At 61.5% G+C, this 15,512-nt stretch carries 17 protein-coding genes and 1 other RNA gene; 9 read left to right on the forward strand and 9 right to left on the reverse strand.

Annotated elements, in window-relative coordinates; genetic code table 11:
• Positions 1-2 precede the first annotated feature (2 nt).
• The 3 genes from K9B37_RS16930 to K9B37_RS16940 all read left to right on the forward strand — a co-directional run bounded on the left by K9B37_RS16930 (position 3) and on the right by K9B37_RS16940 (position 3,054).
• On the forward strand, positions 3-1,601 hold the full coding sequence (locus tag K9B37_RS16930) for a DHA2 family efflux MFS transporter permease subunit (protein ID WP_224314716.1): 1,599 nt from the start codon (positions 3-5) through the stop codon (positions 1,599-1,601).
• Between the two features lie 258 nt (positions 1,602-1,859).
• Positions 1,860-2,240, forward strand: a transfer-messenger RNA (tmRNA) gene (gene ssrA, locus K9B37_RS16935).
• 76 nt (positions 2,241-2,316) lie between these two features.
• Complete coding sequence (locus tag K9B37_RS16940; protein WP_224314717.1) at positions 2,317-3,054, forward strand: hypothetical protein; 738 nt, start codon at positions 2,317-2,319, stop codon at positions 3,052-3,054.
• Between the two features lie 284 nt (positions 3,055-3,338).
• Here the strand turns inward: K9B37_RS16940 and rpsU are convergent, their stop codons facing one another.
• The 7 genes from rpsU to K9B37_RS16975 all read right to left on the reverse strand — a co-directional run bounded on the left by rpsU (position 3,339) and on the right by K9B37_RS16975 (position 5,866).
• Complete coding sequence (gene rpsU / locus K9B37_RS16945; RefSeq protein WP_224314718.1) at positions 3,339-3,644, reverse strand: 30S ribosomal protein S21; 306 nt, start codon at positions 3,642-3,644, stop codon at positions 3,339-3,341.
• Positions 3,645-3,736: 92 nt separating this feature from the next.
• Positions 3,737-3,931: a hypothetical protein gene (locus K9B37_RS16950; RefSeq protein ID WP_224314719.1), complete on the reverse strand. Its 195-nt coding sequence runs from the start codon at positions 3,929-3,931 to the stop codon at positions 3,737-3,739.
• Positions 3,932-4,001: 70 nt separating this feature from the next.
• Entirely contained in the window at positions 4,002-4,349 is a 348-nt protein-coding gene (locus K9B37_RS16955) for a DUF6481 family protein (RefSeq protein ID WP_439651744.1), read from the reverse strand.
• Positions 4,350-4,395: 46 nt separating this feature from the next.
• Positions 4,396-4,596: a hypothetical protein gene (locus tag K9B37_RS16960; RefSeq protein ID WP_224314721.1), complete on the reverse strand. Its 201-nt coding sequence runs from the start codon at positions 4,594-4,596 to the stop codon at positions 4,396-4,398.
• Positions 4,597-4,704: 108 nt separating this feature from the next.
• Positions 4,705-4,914 (reverse strand): cold-shock protein, encoded by a 210-nt coding sequence (locus tag K9B37_RS16965; protein WP_224314722.1) that lies wholly within the window; start codon positions 4,912-4,914, stop codon positions 4,705-4,707.
• Positions 4,915-5,316: 402 nt separating this feature from the next.
• On the reverse strand, positions 5,317-5,544 hold the full coding sequence (locus K9B37_RS16970; protein ID WP_224314723.1) for a hypothetical protein: 228 nt from the start codon (positions 5,542-5,544) through the stop codon (positions 5,317-5,319).
• A gap of 112 nt (positions 5,545-5,656) precedes the next feature.
• Positions 5,657-5,866: a cold-shock protein gene (locus tag K9B37_RS16975; protein ID WP_224314724.1), complete on the reverse strand. Its 210-nt coding sequence runs from the start codon at positions 5,864-5,866 to the stop codon at positions 5,657-5,659.
• Positions 5,867-6,473: 607 nt separating this feature from the next.
• Here K9B37_RS16975 and K9B37_RS16980 point away from each other — a divergent pair.
• Entirely contained in the window at positions 6,474-7,037 is a 564-nt protein-coding gene (locus tag K9B37_RS16980; RefSeq protein WP_224314725.1) for a sulfatase-like hydrolase/transferase, read from the forward strand.
• Here the strand turns inward: K9B37_RS16980 and K9B37_RS16985 are convergent.
• Positions 6,995-7,993: a phasin family protein gene (locus K9B37_RS16985; RefSeq protein WP_224314726.1), complete on the reverse strand. Its 999-nt coding sequence runs from the start codon at positions 7,991-7,993 to the stop codon at positions 6,995-6,997. The two genes, K9B37_RS16980 and K9B37_RS16985, sit on opposite strands and share 43 nt — an antisense overlap.
• A gap of 667 nt (positions 7,994-8,660) precedes the next feature.
• Here K9B37_RS16985 and K9B37_RS16990 point away from each other — a divergent pair.
• The 4 genes from K9B37_RS16990 (at position 8,661) to K9B37_RS17005 (ending at position 13,386) form a co-directional block, all read left to right on the forward strand.
• Positions 8,661-10,325, forward strand: a complete 1,665-nt coding sequence (locus K9B37_RS16990; RefSeq protein WP_224314727.1) for a Na/Pi cotransporter family protein — start codon at positions 8,661-8,663, stop codon at positions 10,323-10,325.
• A gap of 186 nt (positions 10,326-10,511) precedes the next feature.
• Positions 10,512-11,678 (forward strand): ABC transporter ATP-binding protein, encoded by a 1,167-nt coding sequence (locus tag K9B37_RS16995; protein ID WP_255616642.1) that lies wholly within the window; start codon positions 10,512-10,514, stop codon positions 11,676-11,678.
• A 2-nt stretch (positions 11,679-11,680) separates the two neighbouring features.
• Positions 11,681-12,586: an ABC transporter permease gene (locus K9B37_RS17000; RefSeq protein WP_224314728.1), complete on the forward strand. Its 906-nt coding sequence runs from the start codon at positions 11,681-11,683 to the stop codon at positions 12,584-12,586.
• Entirely contained in the window at positions 12,583-13,386 is an 804-nt protein-coding gene (locus K9B37_RS17005) for an ABC transporter permease (RefSeq protein WP_224314729.1), read from the forward strand. Before K9B37_RS17000 ends, K9B37_RS17005 begins: the two co-directional genes overlap by 4 nt.
• Here the strand turns inward: K9B37_RS17005 and K9B37_RS17010 are convergent.
• On the reverse strand, positions 13,380-15,173 hold the full coding sequence (locus tag K9B37_RS17010) for an AsmA family protein (protein WP_224314730.1): 1,794 nt from the start codon (positions 15,171-15,173) through the stop codon (positions 13,380-13,382). The two genes, K9B37_RS17005 and K9B37_RS17010, sit on opposite strands and share 7 nt — an antisense overlap.
• A gap of 212 nt (positions 15,174-15,385) precedes the next feature.
• Here K9B37_RS17010 and K9B37_RS17015 point away from each other — a divergent pair.
• A partial coding sequence (locus K9B37_RS17015; RefSeq protein WP_305072164.1) for a CoA-transferase occupies positions 15,386-15,512 on the forward strand: 127 nt, incomplete at its 3' end.

Here is a 15,512-nt window from a genome sequence, read left to right on the forward strand (position 1 = left end):
CCATGGCCGCTTCCGCAGCCGTTGCCGGCAAGCCGTCGGCGTCCATGCCTGCCGCAAAGCCGGCGTCGGTCGACCGGCGCCGGACCTTTGCATTCTTCTGCATGGTCTTCGGCATGTTCATGGCGATCCTGGACATCCAGATCGTCTCGGCATCGCTTGCCGAGATTCAGGCCGGCCTTTCCGCGTCATCGGACGAGATCTCGTGGGTTCAGACGAGCTATCTGATCGCCGAAGTGATCATGATCCCGCTCTCGGGAACGCTCTCCCGCGTGCTCTCCACACGCTGGATGTTCGTCATATCGGCCGGCGGCTTCACGCTCATGAGCCTGATGTGCGCCATGTCGTCCTCGATCAACGAGATGATCCTCTGGCGGGCCCTTCAGGGCTTCATCGGCGGCGGCATGATCCCGACCGTCTTCGCGTCGGCCTTCACGATCTTTCCGCCCGAGAAGCGTCCGGTCATCTCTCCGATCATCGGCCTCGTGGCGACGCTCGCCCCGACCGTCGGCCCCACCATCGGCGGCTATCTGACCGAGCTGTTTTCGTGGCACTGGCTGTTCCTGGTGAACATCGTGCCGGGCATCTTCGTCACGATCTCGACCTATCTCCTCGTCGATTTCGACGAGCCGAATCTCGATCTGCTCAAATCCTTCGACTGGGCGGGCCTCGGCTTCATGGCGGCCTTCCTCGGCGCGCTGGAATATGTGCTCGAGGAAGGTCCCAACAATGACTGGTTCCAGGACCACACCGTAGCGATCCTGGCCGTGGTTGGCGCTGTCGGTGCCATCGGTTTCTTCTACCGGGCGTTTACGGCCAAGCAGCCCATCGTGGACCTTCGCGCCTTCACCGACCGCAACTTCCTGGCAGGCTCGTCCTTCAGTTTCGTGATGGGCATCGGTCTCTACGGCCTAACCTACCTTTACCCGCTCTATCTGGGTCGTGTTCGCGGCTATTCCTCTCTCCAGATCGGCGAGACGATGTTCGTGTCCGGTGTCTTCATGTTTCTGACCGCCCCGATTGCGGGACGGCTGTCGCGGATCCTCGATCCGCGGGTCATGATGGCGATCGGGTTCGGCTCGTTTGCCCTCGGCACCTGGCTGATCACCGGCCTGACGAAGGACTGGGATTTCTGGGAATTGTTCGTGCCGCAGATCCTGCGCGGCGTCGGTCTGATGATCTGCATGGTGCCGATCAACAACATCGCCCTCGGGACGCTGCCGCCGGAGCGCATCAAGAACGCTTCGGGCCTCTACAACCTGACCCGCAACCTCGGCGGCGCCGTGGGGCTCGCGCTCATCAACACGATCCTCAACAACCGGCTCGACCTTCACCTGCAGCGCCTGCACGACAGCGTCAACTGGGCGCGCTCGACTGCTGTCGAAACGCTCGACGCCATGACGCGGAGCTACCAGAGCCTCGGCTCGGATGCGAGTACGGCCGCGATCAAGACCATGACCAAAATGGTCCGGCAACAGGCCATGGTCATGTCCTTCGCGGATGTGTTCTATCTCCTGACCTTCCTGTTCCTGGCCCTTATGGCCGTGCTGCCGTTCATCAAGAGGCCCAAGGCGGCCCCGTCGGGCGGCGGGGGAGGGCACTAGCAGGGTCAAAGCCCGGCCATTCTAACGATTGCAAGTGTCCAAGAATGGCTTGTCAGCGGACCTCCCCATGGCTCCGCTGTGTATTGCTCTTTGACCCTGAGCGGACATTCAGAGCATCGGTGCAAACCCATTATGTCGGTGCTGACGCCTGCTGCTCGGTTAGAAACGATCGCAGTCCAGAGGCGAAGCTTCGGTATCGGGATTGCAGAATGCGGCCAACATCGCCGGACCATACTGAGAGCGCCCGTACACAATTGGACCCTAGCCATCGGGCCAACTGATAGCTATATCCGTAGTGTCAGGTTCGCCTGACTATGATCGTAGAGGCAGAGTGGAATAGGCGTTTAGGACGCGGGTTCAATTCCCGCCGCCTCCACCACAAGCACACCGGCCGCCAAGTACCGCAGGCGGATCTCAAGAGCGACGGGCTTCGTTGGGCTAGGCGCTGTTCCGGTGTGCTTTTGATGGGGGCGACTTGGGTTCGACTAGGCGTAATAAAGACTAGGCTGCGATTAGGCTGAGCTACGGCCTTGATAGTGCAAATTCACAAATGCCAACGACAACGTTGACATGGGTGCGGTGCGCCTCGCGGCGTAACCATCCGGGGCTCGGGGAAGCCTAGCAACAGAAACGGCACCTTCGGGTGCCGTTCCCATTTTCAAGCTTTTGACCTTTTCCGCTAGCGCTGCTCATACAACAGAGAAACGAAGAACAAATGTCGGATATTCAAGTTGACGACTACGTCCGAGTTCCCAGAGGGACGATGGTCTACCCGACGGGTGATGGCGTCGCGGCTCCCTCCAGCCGGGGCCAAGTTGTCAAGGTTGCCAACATTTTCGATGTGGACGTGAAGAGCGACAACTTCTACCTACTTCTACCGGACGCTATGCGAATGCGGTACTTCGAGGCCAGCGGCAGCAAGCGCCCCGTCGATCCTGACATTCTCGAGTTCGCCGACCGCCTGACTAAGGGCGACTACCGGGCAGTGGAGTGGTCGGAGCGATGGGCGCTGATCGCCGATGTTCAGCCTGCTGACGCTCCCGCGCGGGCCAAGCCGGCAAAGGCAGCGAAGCTGGAGAAGAAGCCGCTTACGAAACAGCAGCAGATGGTAACGGGTTCCGTGTGGCGCTTCACCCAGGATGCGGAGCTTCGCTACAAGCTTCGTAATCCGGCCTATGATACCACGCGCGAGGAGATCGAGAACAGCCTGCGGCAACTGCCGTCGCATGAGCGGACGCTGACGGTCGAGGCCAAGCTGAACGAGCTCGGCGTCATGGACCATTGCGATGAGCGTTGGGGGGATGTGAAAGCAGGAGAGACCTTCACGGTACGTAGCAAGCTGACCTCCGGCTTCGCAGGTGGGCAGGATGTGCCGATGCTCTTTCGGGGCGAGAAGTTTACTTTGCCCTATACCAGCCTTGAGCCCTTCGTTGAGCTGGTGGCCGAACGGTAGAGCAACTACCAGCCCGGTCAGCCGATCGTCGCGGCTGATGACATCATGCACCCGGCGATAAATCGATCGCCGGGCTCGGAATGAAGCTGCCTGCGCCCACAAGGATCTTCTCTTCGTCTCGAGAAGTTGCTCTGCTTGGCGCGTGAATTCGCGACCTGAATAGGTTACAGGGCTCATAGGCTAAGTGCAGGCTCGTCCCGAGAACGGGGCCAAAGCAGCGCATGATACGTGTTGCTTCGCCTGTCAGCCTAAGAACGATGCCCGACTCTATCGCTCTGAGCCTGCTAGACCTTCGACGCTGTCGTCTCGGTGCGTGAGCCCGTATTGGTGGGAGCGCCTGCAGGTCGACGTGGCGTGGCGAAACGAGGTTTTGGCTTGGGGGCGGCAATCAGCCCTTCCCGAATGGCCTGCTTACGAGCAGCTTTGCGATTGCGCCGGACAGCTTCCGCCTTCTCTCGCGTCTTGCGCTCGGAGGGCTTCTCGTAGGCCTTACGCTGCCTCATCTCCCGGAAGACGCCTTCGCGCTGCATCTTCTTCTTGAGAATCCTAAGTGCTTGATCGACATTGTTATCGCGCACAAAAACCTGCAAAAGGATATCCTTTCCAATATGGCGGTGGGTTTCATTTGGCCGCCGAATTTCTTCGGCGGATCACTCAAGCGAGGGGTTTGGAGCGCAGAGGGTTACGTGCTTCGAATCTCACTCTCCCGGACGGCTCTCTCAATCGCACCTGACTTGATTCGATACGAAAGCTCCCCGGTTTGGTCCGCCGGCATCAGCCGTACAACCTCATAGACATCGGCGGCACTCGTCCGGCCGTCAGAAAAGCCGGACTGCTTCAGCCGGACCATCTGTCGGACCTTGAACTTGTGAGACATCAGTCAATCTCCTCGTTGCTACCTGAATTAGATCAGACGTAATCGTGGAAACGCGGTCGGGTCCCAAACCCTATTTTCGTGCCTTGCGAGCTGCGTAACGAGCATCGCGGGCGGCCTTGCGCTCAGCCTCCAGCTTGGCATCTCTCGCTACCTTTTCGGCGGCCGCGCGCTCTTCCTGCTCGGCTTGTTCTGTCGCAAGAGCTTCACGCTCTGCGGTAACGCGGGCATTCTCGGCAAGGCGTTGGGCTTCCCGTTCAGCTACACGAGCATCTCGCGCGGCGCTCACGGCCGCCCGAGCCGCCCGCCGTTCCACAACTGCAGGGTCATCGGGGCCGGGCCGCTGACGGAACTTGGCCGCTAGCGCCTGCTTTGCGTCTCTGGCGGCACTCAGTCGTTCGCCAAAATCGTTACGCTTCATTCCGCTCATCGATCTCAATACGTCTACCTAAACTAATTTGTGCCGCCTATCGGACACGCCTGATGCTGGTGATGGTACCTTCCGGCAGCGAGCCTTGCTGCTGCTGGGCTTGGGCAATCACGCCGATGGCCCAGGTATCGTTCGCCTTCGCAGGATCGTCGATCCACAGATAAGCCGTGCGCCCATCGTCATAGTTCACCATGAACATGACCGATTTTGAAGGAGTGGATTTTCGAAATGTGTTCATTGCTTCCTCGTCAGCTTGACCATCGGCCGATGGAGATTTGCAAAGAAGGAGGCGCCCCATCCGGGAGCGACTCCGTAGATGGCGCTTATGGGTCGCGCCCAAACATCCTTAGGCCTTCTGGATGTTGTTGACGGCGATCTTCCCAGAGCGGTGGTCCTCAGCCGTGTCGAAGGAGACCTTCTGACCTTCGACGAGGTTGCGCATGCCGGCACGCTCAAGGGCCGTCGCGTGGACGAACACGTCCTTGTCGCCGTTATCGGGCTGGATGAAGCCGAAGCCCTTCATGTCGTTGTAGAATTTCACAGTACCCGTGATCATAGGAGCAGCCTTTCGCGGTTGTTGCAGATGCACGCGAGCCAAGGCACGCGAAAGCGCGACCTCAACTTGGTTCGTCGATGTTTGGAAAGAGCGTCTGAACGTGCGCCTGGCAAAGCCAACAGCGAAACGGCCCGATTGTCCGGCCAAAGTCGATAATAGAAATATAGGGATTAGCCGGATTTTTACAAGAGGACGGGCCGGGATTGCTCGAAGAACAGGGGAACTGGAGGGTTTACTTCCCTATTTTGCTTCCCCATCACGCTTATAAAATTGGCAACGGCGGGCCTAGAATCTTCCGATCTCGCCAGGAATAACTATGGTGGCGGGAAGGGATTGCCTTACGCCAGACATCAGCCAAGGCAAGCTCAGGGCAGCTCCCCGAACGGCAGAGGATGGTTCAGGCTAGACAGGTGATCGCGTAACCTTTTTGATTGGAAGGCGGGGCCGGCCGGCTTTCTCTGCGATGGCGTTGTCCTGCTCCTCAATGGCTTTCCGGGCCGGCTCATCGCCGTCGAGCCCACCCAGAACGGAGCGTGGGACACGCCGGTTCGAGCTGCGGGAGCCATCCTCGTAGAAAACGTCGAAAAGGGCATAGCCGCTCTCGAGGGGCTTTGACTTATTGCGGGCCAATGTTCGCGTTCCTTTGCATAGTTGTACGCACCGAGATGCCTCATAGACCAAAACACAGAGGCCGCCCCAAGTCGGAGCGGCCTCTTTTGAAATTAATGACCAGAGGGTTTGATCAGACCGTCTTCAGGTTTCCTGCCGATTCCTTGCCCGTGCGGCGGTCGGATTCGACGTCATAGGAGACTTTCTGGCCCTCAGCCAGACCACGCAGACCGGCGCGCTCCAGCGCAGACGCATGGACGAAAACGTCCTTGCCGCCGTTGTCAGGCTGAATGAAACCATAGCCTTTTGTTTCGTTGTACCACTTCACTGTGCCCGTAGCCATGTGGGCTCCTTTCCCTGTCCATGATAAAGGTGAGCCAAACCGCAAAAGCGCCTTGGCCCGAAGAATATCGATGTTTGGGGAACTCGTCCGTGCAGGCGCACGGTAGGGTGCAGCAGCTCAGGCGTCGTCCAAATCTCGATCGGGTAATCGTAGAGGTGCCGAGCGCCGATGACAAGCTGGAGATGAACCTGCCGCCCATCACAAAGCTACTTTGTCGCCTACTGCGCCATAAACGGCACTCGCTCTGGCATGTTGTTCGATCTCTGCTCTCTATCTGCTCCGCGAGGGCCGGGACAGGGTGAGCAAAGGCTAATGTCTTTTCCCGGCACGTTCCGGAAATGAAACGAATCTCCCGATCTGCGGGGTGAGTGGACCTCCGCACCGTCGCGCTTAAAGACCACTCCTGGACCCATTCCAGACCTTAAAAGGATAGGTCGCAACGCAGGAGATCAACTATCGGGACGCCCCAAAGGGCAATTTAGCCCTCGCCGACGGACTGCTAGACTTGGCCGCTGACTGACCGCGGCGGTGAGCCGCGAGGAGGGCCTCCACTTCAGGTAATGGGAGGACCACCACGCCTCAGTCCCTGCGGCGTTCGCTTGGCGCATTGGCACTTCGCTCCTGCGTCGCGGCCCTGTCCGTGCCGGCGACCGCGGCCCTGGCCCAGCCGACGAAGCCCAATGTCGTCTTCATTCTTGCCGACAATCTCGGCTACGGCGATCTGGGTTGCTATGGCGGCGGCGAACTGCGCGGGGCGCCGACGCCGCGGATCGACCAGATGGCTCGCGAGCGGTTGCGGCTCACCCAGTACCTGGTCGAGCCAGCCTGCACGCCGTCACGGGCGGCGCTGATGACGGGCCAGTACTCGATCCGCAACGGCCTATCGCTGATCGCCGTCGAGGGCTCGCCCTATACGCTGTCCGCGCGCGCCTTCATCATGGGCGAGCTGTTCAAGGGTGCGGGCTATGCCACGGCAATCTATGGCAAGTGGCATCTCGGCAGCGAACCGCAGAGCCTACCGATCGCAATTGCAACGCTTGGCGTTCAATCTTTGGCAGCCTTGAACGTGAACGCCTCTGCCTGTAAGCAAAGGCGTATCTCCTCATCGAATCTAAAGTGTGAGCTTTCTCATGCGGCGCGGCCTGCGCGGGATGCCGTCTTTTCAGCCTGAACGGTCACGGTCCGAGCAGTCTCTTCAGCCACCTGACGTGTGAGCTCGGCAATGCGCCGGCTGTTCTCGATGGTCTGCTCCAAGTTGTCGTGGAACATAGATGCTTGAACCGAGAAAAAGTCCGTCATCGAGTGGCAACGCGTGAGGGCATTCAAGCCCTCGAGATTCTTTTGCCATCGCTTCTGGCTCAACTCCAAGCATTGGCGCGAGACTTCCTGAATACCGCGGGCGAGAACCGTGCCGGATTGCGCCACGGCTTGAAGATTCTGCGACGCTTGTTCGGCAAGACCCTGAGCATTGCCAGCCGACAAGCCAAGGGCCTGTGTCACCGGACCGGTCGAACGCCGAGCCAGTTCCGATGCTGCACCAAAACTGCTCTGCACAGCGTCTTGCAGAGTACGGGCAACTGTTTGGGCTCCCTCCAATCCGACCCTCATGGTGGTGTCGGCGACATCGTCCGTTACCCGCTGGAGAGTCTCAACCTGCTCTCGGCCACGCCGGACCTCAGCCTGTTTCGTCTCTTCGACAGTCGCCATGTCATCTTCCACTTTGTCGACGACAGCTTCGGCTTCCTCGTCGCTCAAGACCTTAAGCACTGCCGGAAGCAGTTCCTTCTTGTCGTCGCGGATGTGCTGTTGAAACACTCCTCTCAGCTCAGCCACTTGCGTGTGGAACTCGACACTATTCTTCGGCATGCGCTCCAGCTCGGCCAGAAGTGCATTCGTCTCCCGGTTGTCGTCGATCGCCTGCTGCACGAGGTCCCGCATCCCATGCTTCCACAGGACCGGAAAGAGGTGCTGTTCCTGGAGACTGGCCAGAAGCTCCAACTCCTCTTTCAGGTCCGAGAACAGGCGCTCACGGGTTTTGACAGCATTCTCGGACGTGGCGAGCAGCTTCTCGAAAAGCTCGTTAGCCCTATCTGGCGGCGTTTGGCTAAATCGTCTGTTCGTTATCATCTTCCCTCGCTTGCTATGATAGAGATGGTCTCAAGCTCCACAGCGTGGACCGTGCAGTGTGCGCCGGCGTGGCGATTAGACAAAAACACGACACAAAACGCGAGAACGGGCGAGGTAGTACACCGTGTTCACCGTCTGCCTACGCGTCCGATTCCGGCGTATTGCTGAACTTCTAGGGAAGTTTTCCCTAAATTCCGGCTACTCGCAGAACGACCAGCTATCGACCTCGTTGATCTGTGGTAATTCGTCGACGTCTCCTGATGTTCCGGGCAATCTCATTCCGCAAAGTGGGCAAGAGCGACTATCGATGAGAAGCGTCCTCTGATCCTGCGGCGGTCTTGGGTCGTTTGGTCGACCAAGCCGATCAACTCCTCGCCGCCAGGCCGGCACCCCTGGATCTTGCTGACCCATACCATAATCTACGCCAGCCCCATGCACAGCCTGACGTTCGCGTTTCTCGGACGGCAGATTCTGGCACATTCCGAAAATGAACCGAATGTCCTGATCCAGGGACAAGCGGCCCCCGCACTGCCGCGCTTAAAGGTCACTCCTGACGCATCTCGGACATTGGGAGCGTCGGCGCGATGGGGAGGCTAACGGCGAGGGGCGGCTGGTGCTATGACTCCAGCCAAGCGCATGACCGAAGCGCAGGCGGGGCGAGACGTGCATGTCGACAGCAATTGCCATTCTCGGTGGCGTCGGACTGTTCCTGCTCGGCATGACGGTCATGACCGACGGCCTGAAGGACCTGGCGGGGTCTGCCCTGCGCACCGTTCTTAGCAAGGCGGCTGCCACGCCGCTCTCGGGTGCCTTCTGGGGTGCGGTCGTGACGCTGCTGGTGCAGTCGTCGAGCGCGGTGACGATGACGACGATCGGCCTCGTCAGCGCCGGGCTACTCACCTTTCCACAGGGACTCGGCCTCGTGTTCGGCGCCAATGTCGGCACGACGGGCACGGGCTGGCTCGTGGCATTGATCGGCGTGCGCGTTTCGCTTTCGGCCTATGCGCTGCCGATGATTTTCGTCGGTGCCTTGGCCAAGTTGCTGGCCGGCAGGAGGATGGCTGCGGCGGGTGGCGCGCTCGCCGGCTTCGCGCTGGTGCTCTACGGGCTGACGACCCTCCAGCAGGGCATGGGAGGCCTCGCGGAGAGCCTGCATCCATCCGACCTGCCTGCGACGCTTGGCGCGCCGGGAGTTGGCTGGGTTGCCGGGTCGGTCGGCCTTATCATCCTGATCGTCGTCGGCTTGGCGATGACTGCGGTCTTGCAATCCTCGACGGCCGCCATCGCCGTCACCATTTCTGCTTTCTACGCCGGGGCCGTGAGCCTGGAGCAGGGTGCGGCGCTGATCATCGGTCAGAATATCGGGACGGCGACGAGCTCCGCATTGGCGGCCATCGGTGCCGGCGTGACGGCCAAGCGCCTCGCTCTCGCCTATGTGCTGTTCAAGGTCATCGCGGCGCTCATCGCGATCATCGCCTTTCCGTTCACGGCAGCGCTGATGAGCCGCTTCTCAGCGTCGGTCGATGGGATGACGCTCCTTGCCGCCTATCACACGGCCTATAATGTCGTGGGGGTCGCCGTGCTCCTTCCGGCGACGCAGTGGTTCACCCGTGTCGTGGAGCGCCTCCTGCCCTCTGATCAGACGGCGCTTCAGCGCGCGCTCGATCCCAGCACGCTCGCCAGTCCGGTGATCGCGGTCGAGACCGCCCGGCGCGTCGTGGCGGATGTCCTGGCGACAATTGCCACTTCGGTCTCCGCCGCGCTCTCGGGTGGGGTCGGGCCTGCGGCGAAGGCCAGTGCGGCGGCCGCCGCGGCGCTCGAGGAGGTGCGGGACTTCCTGTCCGAATTGAAGGAGCCGCCCGAGACGGAGGACGAGCGGCTGCGCATGACGAGCACGCTGCATGCCCTCGATCACGCCTCGCGCCTCGTGGAAGTCGTAGCGGAGGGCGGGCTCACGGGACAGCCAGCCGGATTCCCTCATGATTCTCGCGACGTCGAGCTGTGCGTACAGGCCCTGCGCGCGGCACAGGTGATTGGTGGCTCGATCACCTCGGAATCCGCGCTTAGTGCCCAGGCCGCCCCCATCGGCTGGAGCATTTCGTCCGAAGTCGTGGCGGCTCTCGCGGAAGCAAAGGGCGCAGCGTGGGAGCTCGATGCTCTGCAGCGGGACCATCGCGCTGCGACTCTCGCCTCCGTTGCGCCGGGAAAGCTGACCGTCGTGGATGCCTTCGCCCGGATAGACGCTTCCCGGCGGCTCGATAGGATCGCGCATCATGCCTGGCGCTCGGCGGCGCACCTCCTTGGCCGCGGCGCGGACGAAGAGCTGCGCTAGTCATACCACCGGAGAGAACCCGGATCGGAGGAGGAGGTCGAAAGGCGGTTTCGCGCCGGTCTTCGGTCCTGCAAAATCCTTGTCGCGGAAGCCTGTTGGAAGGGGCGTTATCCTGTTGTTCTTCCCAGGCTTTCATCCTAGTTTGCGCTTTCGGTCATCCCTCCGTTCAGCCGGGTTCGCCACGAATTGCCTCCTCCTCTCAAGTCCGCCTCCGTCGGCGCCGTCCGACGCTCCTTCTCGCCCTGGGCCGATCCGACCGCGACGCCGCTGATCCGGGTCGAAAACGTTACCAAGCGCTTCGGTGACGCCGTCGCCGTCGACGACCTGTCGGTGGACATTTTCGAGGGTGAGTTCTTCTGCCTTCTGGGACCGTCCGGGTGTGGCAAGACCACTCTGATGCGCATGATCGCCGGTTTCGAGGAACCGAGCGCGGGCCACCTGATGCTGGCCGGCAAGAGCCTCGCCGGCGTCCCGCCCTATCGCCGGCCCGTGAACATGATGTTCCAGTCCTATGCGCTCTTCCCGCATATGAACGTGGAGAAGAACATCGCCTTCGGGTTGAAGCAGGACGGTCTTCCGAAAGGGGAGATCGCAGCCCGCGTCGGGGAGATGCTTCGCCTCGTGCAGCTCGAGAAGCTCGCAAAGCGCTCACCGAGCCAGCTCTCGGGCGGCCAGCGCCAGCGCGTCGCCCTGGCGCGGGCGCTCGCCAAGCGTCCCAAGGTGTTGCTCCTCGACGAACCGCTGGGTGCCCTCGACAAGAAGCTGCGGGAGGAAACCCAGTTCGAACTGATGGACATCCAGCACGAGCTCGGCATGACCTTCATCGTCGTGACGCACGATCAGGAAGAGGCCATGACCATGGCCGACCGGATCGCCGTGATGGATCACGGGCGCATCGTCCAGGTAGCGACACCCGGCGAGATCTATGAACAGCCCAAGACTCGTTTCATCGCCGAGTTCGTCGGTGACGTGAACATCATCGAAGGCCATGTGCTCGGCCAGGAGAGCGGCCTCTGGCGGGTCGGTTCGAATGCGGCCGAAGCGCCGCTGACGATCGACGATCCCGACGAGGTGCTGAACGAGAACCAGGCCGTGGCCATCGCCGTCAGGCCGGAGAAGATGGTAATCCAGCGGGAGCGGCCGGAGACAGATGCCGCCAACGTCCTGTTCGGCGAGGTCTGGGACATCGGCTATCTCGGCGATTGGACGGTTTATCGCGTGAAGCTCGATTCCGGGGCGATCATTCGCGTGACGCGCGCCAATCGCTCTCGTTTCGTCGAGAATCCTATCGAGTGGGATGAGCGCGTCCACGTTTCCTTCGCGCCGGACGCGGCCGTGATCCTAGCGGAATAGCCATGATTGCGCGTCCCTTCCCGAAGAGGCTGGCCTCGGCATTGGTGCCGGCGGTGCCCTATCTGTGGCTCATCCTCCTGTTCCTCGTGCCGTTCTTGATCGTCCTCAAGATCAGCCTGTCCGATCCTGCGGTGGCGCAGCCGCCCTACAAGCCGGTCTTCGACTGGAACGACGTGCTGGGCTTCCTGAGCCAGCTCGACCTGGAGAACTTCGAGACGTTGGTGGGCGATGATCTTTATCTTCGCGCCACGCTCTCCTCCGTGCGCATCGCCGCGATCTCGACCGCGCTCCTGCTTCTCGTAGGCTTTCCCATCGCCTATGCCATGGCCCGCGCACCCGCCCGCCATCGTCCGCTTCTGGTTGCGCTGGTGATCCTGCCGTTCTGGACCAGCTTCCTGATCCGCATCTATGCCTGGGTCGCCATCCTCAAGCCTGAAGGGTTTCTGACCCAGGCCCTGATGGCACTTGGAATCATCAGCGAGCCGCTGTCCATCCTCAACACCGAGACGGCGGTCTATATCGGCATCGTCTATGCCTATCTGCCGTTCATGGTGCTGCCTCTCTACGCCACCCTCGAGAAGATGGACGACACGCTCATCGAAGCGGCCCTTGATCTCGGTTGCCCGCCATGGCGTGCCTTCTGGGCCATCACGGTGCCGCTCGCCATGCCCGGTGTCGTAGCCGGGTCGCTCCTTTGCTTCATCCCTGCCGTCGGCGAGTTCGTGATCCCGGACCTTCTCGGCGGATCGGAGACGCTCATGATCGGCCGTCAGCTCTGGAGCGAGTTCTTCTCGAACCGCGATTGGCCCCTGGCCTCCGCCGTTGCCATCCTGCTCCTGATCATTCTCGTGGTGCCCATCGTCATCTATCGCGACGTCGAGGCGCGGCGCCTGGAGACGCGGCCATGAATCGCCGCCTCAGTCTCTTCAACGTCACGTCACTGGTGCTCGGCTTCGCGTTTCTCTATCTGCCGATCCTGCTTCTCGTCGTCTTCTCCTTCAACGCGTCCCGCCTCGTGACCGTCTGGGGCGGTTTCTCGACCCAGTGGTACGTTGCGCTCTTCCGCAACGAGCCGCTGATGGAAGCGGCCTGGGTGACGTTGCGGATCGCCTTTCTCTCCGCGATCCTTGCGACGGTACTCGGCACGCTGGCGGCTCTGGCGCTGACCCGCTACGGCCGCTTTCCGGGCCGCACCCTGTTCACTGGCATGGTCTATGCGCCTATGGTGATGCCGGAAGTGATTACCGGCTTGTCGCTGCTTCTGTTCTTCGTGGCGATCGGCCTTGACCGCGGTTTCTGGACGATCACGCTCGCGCATACGACGCTGACCATGTGCTTCGTAACGGTCGTCGTTCAGGCCCGGCTCATGACCTTTGACCGCTCCCTCGAAGAAGCTGCCATGGATCTCGGTGCGCCGCCGCTCCGCACGTTCTTCTCGGTGACGTTGCCGCTGATCGCGCCATCCATCGTGGCGGGTTTCCTGCTCGCCTTCACGCTGTCGATGGATGATCTCGTGATTGCCAGTTTCAATGCCGGGCCGGGCGCGACGACCTTGCCGATCAAGATCTACAGCCAGGTTCGTCTGGGTCTATCACCGGAGGTGAACGCCGCCTCGGCCATCCTGATCGGGATCGTGGCGGTCGGTGTCGCGACAGCGACGCTGCTCAGCAAACGGTCGGCCTTGCGCACTCAGCGAAACGCTCACTGAGCGGTAGCAAGTGGGGGCGTCTCCGGCTGGAAGAGGGGGCGAGCGGCGCCCGAGCGCTCGATGAGAGACCGCGCATCCGGTGTGATGGCGATGTCGTCCCATCCGCCCGACATGTCGAACACGATGGCCTGCGCAAGGTTGGGGCTGGTGGTCACCGGCGAGACCTCTGCCTTCACCTGAAGAGCGCGGTCCGAAAGAGAGATTTTGCCGTGGAGGTTTGTCGAGAGAGTCGGCGCGCTGACGCGGCTCTCCACGAGCTCTCCAATGCCGCCGTTCACCATCATCTGCGCCTGCGCTTGATCGAACGGCGTCCGTCCGCCCTTCCAGGAGAGCGACGCCGAGAGGGGGCGCTTCTCCACGCGTTTCAAGGCGTCGTTGAGCGCGATGCCGACCAGTTCGCCCTGCCTGACCGTAATGGAAGAGCGGCCCTGGGCCTGGCGCATCACTTCCGCAGGCGTCGCTCCTGATCCTTCGAGTGTGAATTGTCCCTGGGCCGTCCCGGTGATCCAGCGCGTCTGGCCGATTTCCGTGAGGAAAGTCGCCATATTGATCCCGTCGAAGGCGCCCTGGCTCTTCACCTCCACGACGCCGTTCTGGGCGGCGAGCGAAAGCCGGCCCTTCAGGGTTCCTTCGTGAAAATCCGCCCGCCCGAGCGAGGCTTCGATCCGCCCGGGACGGACGAGGATGCTTGCGGCCATGTCGTCGAGCCGCAGACGTCCGAACTGCGCCTTGAGGGCCGACAGCCGCAGGTCGAGATCATTGCCGGTGACCTGAACGAGGTTGATGAGTTCCTCGCTCCATGCGCCCGTTCCCGTCCGGGCTTGAGCAAATGGCTGAACGAAGTTCGATAGATTCAACTCGCCCGCTGCCAGCGTTCCGGCGATGACGGGGCGGTCGGTATCCAGGCGGACCGAGAGCGTGCCTTCGAGCTTATCGGATCCCAGGATCACGGCCACGGAGGGCCAGGAAATCCGCCGCCGGTTGACCGAGAGATCACCCTCGATCGTGACGGCCTGCATGAGCGGACCGAAGGGCAGGCTCATGCCGCTCCAGCGTACGAAGTCGCGCAAGGATGTCGCGCTCACCAGGCTCTGCCCGGTAAAGCGCGGATCGTCACCGATCTGGGCTTCGCCCTGGAAGCTGAGACGCCCGAAGTTGCTGGAAAAGGTGAATGCGAGCGGGCTCAGCTGGTCCGAGGCAAGGCGGATCGGGTCGAAGGAGGCCTGATCGATCATGACCTGCTCTCCGCGCCAGATCGCGGATCCGACCGCATAGAGGAGGTCGCCGGCGCCATCCCAATTGACGAGGGCGTTCACTTCGCTGAGCCCGGCCTCGGACAGGTCCGTCCACTGGATCGAAGACGTTGCGACGACTAGGCGGCGGGCATGGGTTTCGCCCATGCGGTCCTTGAACAGACGGGCCCAATCAACACTCCGCAGCGCTTCGGCGGACGCAGTGATGCGCGCGTCGTTGAGGGCGATTTCCGAGAGCTCGACCCGGCCCAGGAAGAGCGGGAGGATCCGCAATTCACCACGTAAGGTGGCGCTGTCCGCTCGGAGGGATTGCTTGGGGAAGGCGAGCGTCACCCCCTCGAACTTCACCCGCGGCGTCGGCAGCAGGGCAAAGGTGCTCCGGCCCTCGACCCGGACGTTCAATCCATATCGCCCCTGCAGGTGTTCGGTTACCGCCGCAGCGAGGCCACCCGGCTTCAGCGTCCAGGGAGCGGATGCTGCGATCAGCAGGGCAAGCGTAACCAGAGCGATGAGGAATACGACGCGACGGGACATGAATTGTGATCGAGGCCTTTGGTCCCACCGTGAGGAAGGCCTCGGCGGCTGGGAAAGAGTTCGGCGGCAACGCAGATGCCGCCTGCAGGTATTCTTATATCCATACGAAGGGATTGTCTAAATTGAGGCTAAGTTGCAGGGTGTCGCATAACCGCCTGAGGCGGAGGCTAAACGAATAGGTCCAAAGACATTTTGGGCAAAATGAGGGTTTGATGGATAAGGTTTACAAGGATGCGAGCTTGGCGCTGGCTGGGCTTGTGAAGGATGGCATGACCATCATGGCCGGGGGATTCGGCCTGTGCGGCATTCCCGAAGCCCTGATCGAGGCCATCCGGGAAT

Origin of the sequence: Microvirga puerhi (assembly GCF_020089865.1) — a bacterium.
GTDB classification, from domain to species: Bacteria; Pseudomonadota; Alphaproteobacteria; order Rhizobiales; family Beijerinckiaceae; genus Microvirga; species Microvirga puerhi.

Excerpts from the sequence above, each read along its gene's own strand:
- K9B37_RS16965 (WP_224314722.1), bottom strand. The coding sequence starts at position 4,914 with ATGATCACGGGTACTGTGAAATTCTACAACGACATGAAGGGCTTCGGC.
- K9B37_RS16960 (WP_224314721.1), bottom strand. The coding sequence starts at position 4,596 with ATGAACACATTTCGAAAATCCACTCCTTCAAAATCGGTCATGTTCATG.
- K9B37_RS16990 (WP_224314727.1), top strand. The coding sequence starts at position 8,661 with ATGTCGACAGCAATTGCCATTCTCGGTGGCGTCGGACTGTTCCTGCTC.
- K9B37_RS16950 (WP_224314719.1), bottom strand. The coding sequence starts at position 3,931 with ATGTCTCACAAGTTCAAGGTCCGACAGATGGTCCGGCTGAAGCAGTCC.
- K9B37_RS17000 (WP_224314728.1), top strand. The coding sequence starts at position 11,681 with ATGATTGCGCGTCCCTTCCCGAAGAGGCTGGCCTCGGCATTGGTGCCG.
- K9B37_RS16985 (WP_224314726.1), bottom strand. The coding sequence starts at position 7,993 with ATGATAACGAACAGACGATTTAGCCAAACGCCGCCAGATAGGGCTAAC.
- K9B37_RS17010 (WP_224314730.1), bottom strand. The coding sequence starts at position 15,173 with ATGTCCCGTCGCGTCGTATTCCTCATCGCTCTGGTTACGCTTGCCCTG.
- K9B37_RS17005 (WP_224314729.1), top strand. The coding sequence starts at position 12,583 with ATGAATCGCCGCCTCAGTCTCTTCAACGTCACGTCACTGGTGCTCGGC.
- K9B37_RS16930 (WP_224314716.1), top strand. The coding sequence starts at position 3 with ATGGCCGCTTCCGCAGCCGTTGCCGGCAAGCCGTCGGCGTCCATGCCT.
- K9B37_RS16955 (WP_439651744.1), bottom strand. The coding sequence starts at position 4,349 with ATGAAGCGTAACGATTTTGGCGAACGACTGAGTGCCGCCAGAGACGCA.
- K9B37_RS16975 (WP_224314724.1), bottom strand. The coding sequence starts at position 5,866 with ATGGCTACGGGCACAGTGAAGTGGTACAACGAAACAAAAGGCTATGGT.
- K9B37_RS16940 (WP_224314717.1), top strand. The coding sequence starts at position 2,317 with ATGTCGGATATTCAAGTTGACGACTACGTCCGAGTTCCCAGAGGGACG.